This is a genomic window from Bradyrhizobium sp. R2.2-H, from assembly GCF_004346455.1.
Taxonomy (GTDB): Bacteria; Pseudomonadota; Alphaproteobacteria; order Rhizobiales; family Xanthobacteraceae; genus Bradyrhizobium; species Bradyrhizobium diversitatis.
Window position 1 is genome coordinate 134,102 of record NZ_SMBR01000020.1, and the last position, 6,817, is coordinate 140,918.

The following is a 6,817-nucleotide window of genomic DNA, read 5'->3' on the forward strand; positions in this document are numbered from 1 at the left end:
TCACGCCTCGCCCATCACCGTCCGCGTCAGCGCGCTCCTTGCAAACTTCTTCAGCGGCATCGGCTTGCCGAACAAAAAGCCCTGCACGAGATCGAAGCCGAGTTCGTTCGCCGCCACGAGGTCGGCGCGGCTCTCGACCCCTTGAGCCACGGTGCGCGCGCCAAAGCCCTGCGCCAGCTCGACGATGTGACGGCACACCGTGCGCTTCAGCCGGTCCCCGCCGCTGCCGGTGACGAACTGCCGATCGGCCTTCAGCTTGACGAAGGGAATCCTGTCGAGCCCCATCAGCGACGGCCAGTTGGTGCCGAGATTGTCGATCGACAGCGCGATATTGTGCAAGCCCACCTCGCGCGCGACCTCGGTCAGGAGATCGAGCTCGCGGATCGCCTCCTCGCTGTCGATCTCGACCGTCAGTCCGCCGAAGGCCGGATGCGTCGGCACGCGGCGGCACAGATCGCGCACCGCGTGCGGCTCCCTCAGATAGGAGGCGGGAAGATTGATCGACAGATCGACCGGGCTTTGCTGTTCCAGAAGATAGTGCCAGTCCTGAACGGCGCGATCGATCACGAACTCCGACAGACCGCGGAAATGCGGATCGTGCGGCTCCGGGATGAAATAGGCCGGCGGCACCACGCCCCAGGTCGGATGCCGCATCCGCACCAGCGCCTCAGCGCCGCTGCGCACGAGCGTGCGCGCGTCGATCTTGGGCTGGTACCAGAGCTCGAGCCAGCCGGCGTGCAAGGCCTCGCCGACATGCACCGCCGGGCTCGGCGCCGGCTCCTCCGGCAGCAGCATCGCAACACGCTCGCGCAGCGTCTCCGCGGCAAAGGGCGTGGTCAGCGGCGGCAGCATCGCAAGGCCGTATTCCTCACCGACCTGCCGCACGGCCTTGACGATGATCGACTCGCGGGCACCGACGGCGAGGACCCTGCCGGCAAATGCCTCGCGCACCAGGATTTCGAGGAATCGTCCCGGCTCGATGCCATCGGCGGCGACGCCGAGCAGGATCAGGTCCGGCAACTCGGTGGCGAGCACGGTTTGCAGCTCGTCGGCACTGGCGCATTCGCAGGTGACGAAGCCGAGATCCTCGAGCACCTCGCTGAGAAAGGCGCGCAGGTGACGCTTGCTGTCGGCCACGCAGGCGCGCGGCGTCACCTTCCGCCGTCCGAAGGTCACAGGCCTTCGTCCGACGAGTTCAGTAATCCCATCGTTCATCGTACACCACTCCCGTTCCGTGACGGTTTTTTAAACGGCGAGCGCGGATTCAAATAAGGAGAGCTTCACATCGTTCTTGAATAATTTGGGTAACGTTAAGCTCTGCAATTCGAGCTAATTTTTCGACAGAAGCTTCGAAAAGAATCCGCATATCCAGGCGTCGCACGCGCAACGGCGGTCGAAGCACGTGAAAAGTCCGTTGCGCGCAACGGGCGTGCAATCTGCCGCTCGATCGCATCGCGCAATGTGGTTGCCCTGGCGCAGCAATGCGGCCGACGGAGGGATCGATTGCCGGCGACTTTCTCGTGTCGCGCCAGCCCGCGTGCTCGTTCGACGGACGCGGCTGGTGGTGCTGTCGTTGTGATCGGTGTGCAATGGCCTTGCGGCGATGACGTCAGCGCCATTGTCGTCGATGCGAGCGTCAGCGCGCGCATCGACGCGACGGCTGCGCCGGAACAGCTCGTCTTCCCGCCATGCGCGCATCCTGCGCTTTCGCGCGCGGTGGTCCTGCGACAACGGAGCCGGGCCCGCGGCCGAGAATGTGAAGCACATCACACGCGCATTGCTGCAGCTGCGCTATTGGTCCGCGCAGCCGGTGGTGGGCTGTCGAGGACTACAGCAATGTCGATGCGGCGAATGATGTCTTGGTGGTTCAGATTCGTGCTGTCGGGGCGGTTTTTCGACCGTTTCCTGAGCCTGCCGCGCGCCCGGCGCGCCTAGCTAATCGGATCGCGCTTTAGTTTTGCCCGATCAACTTGCGGAACGCCGCCGCACCGTCCTGCATCGCGTCGCGTCCCTTCCAGGCCAGATAAGTCAGCTTGCCGCCGAGCGTGTCGTGGCTGCGCAGCCGCCGCGAGCCGAGAATGTGGCCGACATTGTCGGGGAACCGGCTCACCTCGGCGGACACCAGCGTCGCGATCGCATCGAGCAATTGCTGGAGCCGGACGCCCCAGTCGCAATGCTCGATGCCGTCGATGCGGACCTTGAGCGCATATTCGGTGTCGTAGATTTCGGCGAGCAGGTCGCGGGCGACCAGCACCCGGTTGTTGCGAAGCGCGATACGAAGCGCGAGGCGCTTGTCGTCGAGCCGGTCGAGGACCATGTGAACGACGCTGGAATAGGGCGTGGCGGCAATGTCCGCGGCGGCCTTGCTCGCAGCAGCCTTGGTGGCAAGCCGCACCAATTGCCAGGACGTCTTCAAACGCCGCGCCACCAGCGCCAGCGCGAAGGGCAGCGCCTCGGGATGGGCTTTCTTGAAGGCGTCGAGTTGCGCGATGGTCTGGGCGACCTGGCCGTCGTCGAATTTCGCGATCCTCTCGGGCAGCTTCTCGTTGAACTTCGGTAGCGCATCGCCGGCGCGCAACACATGCAGCATCTTCACGACGTCGTCGAATGCGGTGCGCGAGGCGGTATATTGCCCGAGCTTGGCGCGCGCGGATTCGGCGCTCTCGGGCGAGGTGAGGGTGTTCTCGAGGACCTTGACGACCTTGGTCTGGAAGGTCGAGGCGATCTTCTGGACTTCCTTCGGGTTGTTGGCCGCGACCTGGTCGTTGATCGCCTTGATGTAGTCGCGCGCCATCGTCGGCAGCAGGTCGCGACAGATCCACTCCCAGATCGGGGTGAGGGTGTTGCGCGAGATCCGCCCCAGATTGGCATGCTCGGGCGCGCCGTCGATCAGCAGCAGCTCGAGCGGCGCGAAGAAATAGCGCGACGGGCTGGTGGCGCGCGCCTGGGTCGATCCGTCCTTGCGGAACTCGGCGCGCAAACGGGCCTGGATGTCGGCCGAGCCCGGCATGTCGATGCCGCACAGCTCGAGCCGCTCGAGCTCGCTGAGCAGACAGCTGCGCGACAGCGGCGTCAGCCTCTGCAGGAATTCCGACAGTCGATCGATCTCGTTCATGGCACGCATCTTTCGCAGCGTGTCCCGCTGGCTTGCGGGCCCAATGCGTGGAGGCATTTGCGCGCTCAACCTCCCTAGAGAAGCAAGTCGCCGTTAATTAATCCGTAAAACCCGGGGGCCGGCGCCGGTTGGAGGCGGCGATCAAGGGGAGTTTTCCAGTCCGACGGCTCAAGGTGTTGGCCGGAACTCAACCGCTGCACGGTCGAGGGCGGCCGTACGCAAGCACAAATTGTGCCGAAGTCGCCTTTTTAGCGCAAAAGTGCCCAAATCACCGTAGTCTTACGGAGCAGAAAGTTAAGCACAGACCGGCTCCGGTTCCGCTAAACGAGTGCCATGGGGTCACCGAATGATACGGCCACTGATTCGCGGCCGTCGGAATGGGACGAAGGCGGCGCTGCGCCGCCTGAAGGGCCCGATTTCGTCCGCCTGAGCGCCGCCCGTGCCAGGGCGGCCGACGAAATGGCCGCGGCCATCGCCCGCGAGCTCAACGGCCCCCTGACTGCGCTCCTGCTCTACATGGGCGAGATCAAGCACCACAGCGATCAGCTCGTGCCTGCTACGGGCGATCGTGCCTATTTGCAGCGGGTGGTGGAGAACGCGCTGGTACAGACCGAGCGCGTTTGCGGTCTGGTCAAGCAGCTCGCCGGCAAAGGCGGCTTGCCGATCCCGTCCGGTGCCGAGGAGGCGCAATCGAAGGCCGCTCGCGCGCTGCAGCCACAGCGCGTGCCGAGCGCCGAGCCCGTCGGTCCGTCGGGCCAGAAGCGGCTGACCAAGCGCGAACGCGAGGTGCTGAGGCTGATCAGCGAAGGCTATTCGAACAAGCAGGGCGCGCTTCGCATGCAGATCAGTCCGCGCACCTTCGAGAGCCATCGCGCCGAGGCGATGCGCAAGCTCGGTGCGCGCAACACCGCGGATCTCGTCCGTGCGGCGCTGCTGCATTCGATCGACTGAGGCGGGCGTGCCGTGTCGCCGGCAGGCGATGCGCCCGCGACATCTCTCGAGACGTTCGGAAACCCGTCCTGCTCAGAAATAATCTTCGGCGAACGGACGCGCGGGGGAGGCGCGACGCAGCGGCTTGACCTCTTCCTTCGGCGCGTTCGGAATGATCGTGATGGTCCAGCGGGGAGGCACGCTCGATTCCTGCTCAAGCACCGAACGCACGAAGCCGGTCACGGTGGACTCGCCAGCCTTCACTGTCGCCATCCGGCCGTTGAACTGTGCGATGCGGAAGCGACGAACCTCTTTCTGGTCGGCCGTCTCGTACTTGAACATTGGAAACCCTCCTGGTTTTCCCGGGGACTATCGCCTCCTATGATTAGCCATCTATGAACATCCCAAGCCGTAGAAGTACGGCGGGCTTCGCGTGGTCTTCGCCGGGGCGGAGTGGATACCGGTTCGCGCAAGGAAAAAGCGTCAACGCGCAACGCTGCGCGATTTCCGTCCGACTTCGATTGGAAGGAAGATGGTTCTAGACCTACTGCGGCTCTTGCGCGCGCGCGGCGGCGTAGGCGGCATCCATCCGGTCCAGGAGAGCGTGGAATTTGGCTTCGCCGAGGCCCTCAGCGGTCTTCTCCAGCCGCAACGCCAGCGCTGCGAGCCTGACATAGCCGAACGTCCCGGCCGTGCTCTTGAGCGAATGCGCCTCGCGCGCGATCCGGGCGTGGTGCTGCGCAAGCGAGAGCGTGCGGAACAGTTGCAGGCGCGCGCGGGTCTCGCTCCAGAATACATCGCGTACTTCAGAGGCAGCATCCTCGCCGATCTCGCGCACCAGCGCTTCGTACGCGCGCGGCTCTCGCGCGGGGGCGGCATCGAGCGCGTTCTGCGCAGGCGCGACGGGTGCGTCAAACATGGGCTTGCCTGCCTCGATCATCGTGCGTCGTCGCGCGGCATGTGGCGGCGCGAGGTACGTCTCCCGTCTACGGCATCGGAATTTCAGTTCCGGTAGCAAGATGGCCGGTGTTTGCAGACCGGTGTTAGCCGGCGGTTTACCAATCGCCCGCGGCGTTCAGCGTATGCCGAGCAGCCGGTCGTACTGGGCCTTTACCGTGGCGTAGCATGCGCACGCCGTCTGGCGCAGGCCGTCGATGTCGATGATCTGGATGTGTCCGCGGCTGTAGTGGATGAAATTGGCCTGTTGCAAGGAGTGGGCGACCAGCGACACGCTGTTGCGCCGCGCCCCGATCATCTGTGCCATGGTCTCCTGGGTCAGTAGCAGCCGGGAGCCGCCCGACAGATCATGAGTGTGCAACAGGCACCGCGACAGCCGCGACTCCACGGGATGGGCGACGTTGCAGCCGGCGGTCTGCTGCACCTGGACGTAGACCGCAAGCCCGTGGCGCATGAGCAACGTGCGCAAGGTGCTGCTCTGGTCGGCGGCGATCCGCAGCGGATCCAGATCCACCACCGACGCGACGCCGGGAACCAGCACAAGCGCGGTGTTCAATACAGTCGACTCGCCCATGATCGAGAATGTGCCGAGCAGGCTGTCGCGGCCGATCATGGCGACTTGCACATGCTCGTCCCTGGCCAGTTCCACCACCAGCGAGATGACGCCGCGGTGAGGAAAATAGGCGCGCTTCAGCGTCTCGCCGGTCTCGGCCAGCACTGCGTCATGGGGCAGATCAACCGTTCGCAGGTGCGGACGGATCAATTCATAATCGTCCGCCGACAGCGCGGACAGGAAACCGTTGGGTGGACGCGCCATCGTTTCCAAAGCTGCCTCCGCTGTTCCTGCACCGTCGAGTCGCGACGCGCGAAATCACGGTCCTGCGCGGTAGGTTCAATCATGTACAGGCCGGGATATATTGGCAATTGAGACAGGTTGTCCGGCCGCGGCAATCGCTTCCTGCGGCGCTTCGCACTTGCAAAGCGGCGCGCTTGCGGCAGCGACTGGAAGGAAAGCTCCGATTTCAAGCATGGAGGCAGTTCCGGGGAACAGAACGACGCGCCCATCGGATGCCGTCGGCAAGTGCCCGTTCGTCGCTCAGTTGTAAGTCTGGCAGATATTAGGCCAAAGGTTGTGGCACGGTCCAACAATTTCGGATGATGATGGCAAGGCTGGCGAAGCCGGCTGGACGTTCGAACACGACCAGCTCGATCTGATGATCATCGACATCGTCATGCCGCATTGCCCGCCAGAGCATGGTGGCGGCGGCATTGCCTCGGCTGTGCGGGCGAGGTTAGCGCGGCACGAATCGCTATCGCCGCAGGGTAAGAGTTCGTTTACCTCATGCGCGGGCCGCGCACGTCGCAGCAATACCACAAGGCGCAGGTCACGAGAGCATCGCCGGTTGCGACCGGCTCGATCCAACCCCCAACAGGCCGTCTGCAATGCTCTTCGCGAGCAGGACTTTCCCGCGCGCCTCGCCTCGCTGTTATCGGCCCGTTTACCTCGCACGCCGACTCCTTTGCGGCGTAGAGACGGATTTGCCGAAAAGCGCTGGGGCATGCGGTCGAACCGCAAACTTCTCTTCAATATCCGTAGTAGGACGGAGCATGAAATTAACGGGACTGTGAAAGGGGATGTCTAACGATCGAGGAGAGGGCGTCCGTCCGTGCCAAGGGTGGCCCGGGCGCCCAGTTTAAATCCAGGTCAGTAAGGCGTAGCTCATGGATGATCTGTTGCGGGAGTTTTTGACGGAGACCAGCGAGAGCCTGGACACCGTGGACAATCAGCTGGTGAAGTTCGAGCAGGAGCCGAAC

The 6,817-nt window shown here is 64.1% G+C and carries 6 protein-coding genes; 1 reads left to right on the plus strand and 5 read right to left on the minus strand.

The genetic code is table 11. The annotated features are described in order from the left end of the window. Nucleotides 1-1,215: an EAL domain-containing response regulator gene (locus EDE08_RS35165; protein ID WP_131874061.1), complete on the minus strand. Its 1,215-nt coding sequence runs from the start codon at nt 1,213-1,215 to the stop codon at nt 1-3. Nucleotides 1,216-1,951: 736 nt separating this feature from the next. Then, on the minus strand, nt 1,952-3,115 hold the full coding sequence (locus EDE08_RS35170; protein WP_131874059.1) for a hypothetical protein: 1,164 nt from the start codon (nt 3,113-3,115) through the stop codon (nt 1,952-1,954). 333 nt (nt 3,116-3,448) lie between these two features. Here EDE08_RS35170 and EDE08_RS35175 point away from each other — a divergent pair, with 333 nt between their 5' ends. Beyond that, nucleotides 3,449-4,066 (plus strand): helix-turn-helix domain-containing protein, encoded by a 618-nt coding sequence (locus EDE08_RS35175; RefSeq protein WP_131874057.1) that lies wholly within the window; start codon nt 3,449-3,451, stop codon nt 4,064-4,066. Nucleotides 4,067-4,138: 72 nt separating this feature from the next. On the opposite strand, the gene EDE08_RS35180 is transcribed toward EDE08_RS35175, so the two are convergent. The 3 genes from EDE08_RS35180 to EDE08_RS35190 form a co-directional block, all read right to left on the minus strand. Continuing rightward, the gene (locus EDE08_RS35180) at nt 4,139-4,387 is read right to left on the minus strand and encodes a hypothetical protein (protein ID WP_131874055.1); all 249 of its coding nucleotides are present in this window, start codon (nt 4,385-4,387) and stop codon (nt 4,139-4,141) included. A 202-nt stretch (nt 4,388-4,589) separates the two neighbouring features. After that, on the minus strand, nt 4,590-4,964 hold the full coding sequence (locus EDE08_RS35185) for an Hpt domain-containing protein (protein ID WP_165936332.1): 375 nt from the start codon (nt 4,962-4,964) through the stop codon (nt 4,590-4,592). Between the two features lie 156 nt (nt 4,965-5,120). Then, on the minus strand, nt 5,121-5,819 hold the full coding sequence (locus EDE08_RS35190; protein ID WP_131874050.1) for a Crp/Fnr family transcriptional regulator: 699 nt from the start codon (nt 5,817-5,819) through the stop codon (nt 5,121-5,123). Nucleotides 5,820-6,817 lie beyond the last annotated feature (998 nt).

Excerpts from the sequence above, each read along its gene's own strand:
- EDE08_RS35185 (WP_165936332.1), bottom strand. The coding sequence starts at position 4,964 with ATGTTTGACGCACCCGTCGCGCCTGCGCAGAACGCGCTCGATGCCGCC.
- EDE08_RS35170 (WP_131874059.1), bottom strand. The coding sequence starts at position 3,115 with ATGAACGAGATCGATCGACTGTCGGAATTCCTGCAGAGGCTGACGCCG.
- EDE08_RS35175 (WP_131874057.1), top strand. The coding sequence starts at position 3,449 with ATGGGGTCACCGAATGATACGGCCACTGATTCGCGGCCGTCGGAATGG.
- EDE08_RS35190 (WP_131874050.1), bottom strand. The coding sequence starts at position 5,819 with ATGGCGCGTCCACCCAACGGTTTCCTGTCCGCGCTGTCGGCGGACGAT.
- EDE08_RS35165 (WP_131874061.1), bottom strand. The coding sequence starts at position 1,215 with ATGAACGATGGGATTACTGAACTCGTCGGACGAAGGCCTGTGACCTTC.
- EDE08_RS35180 (WP_131874055.1), bottom strand. The coding sequence starts at position 4,387 with ATGTTCAAGTACGAGACGGCCGACCAGAAAGAGGTTCGTCGCTTCCGC.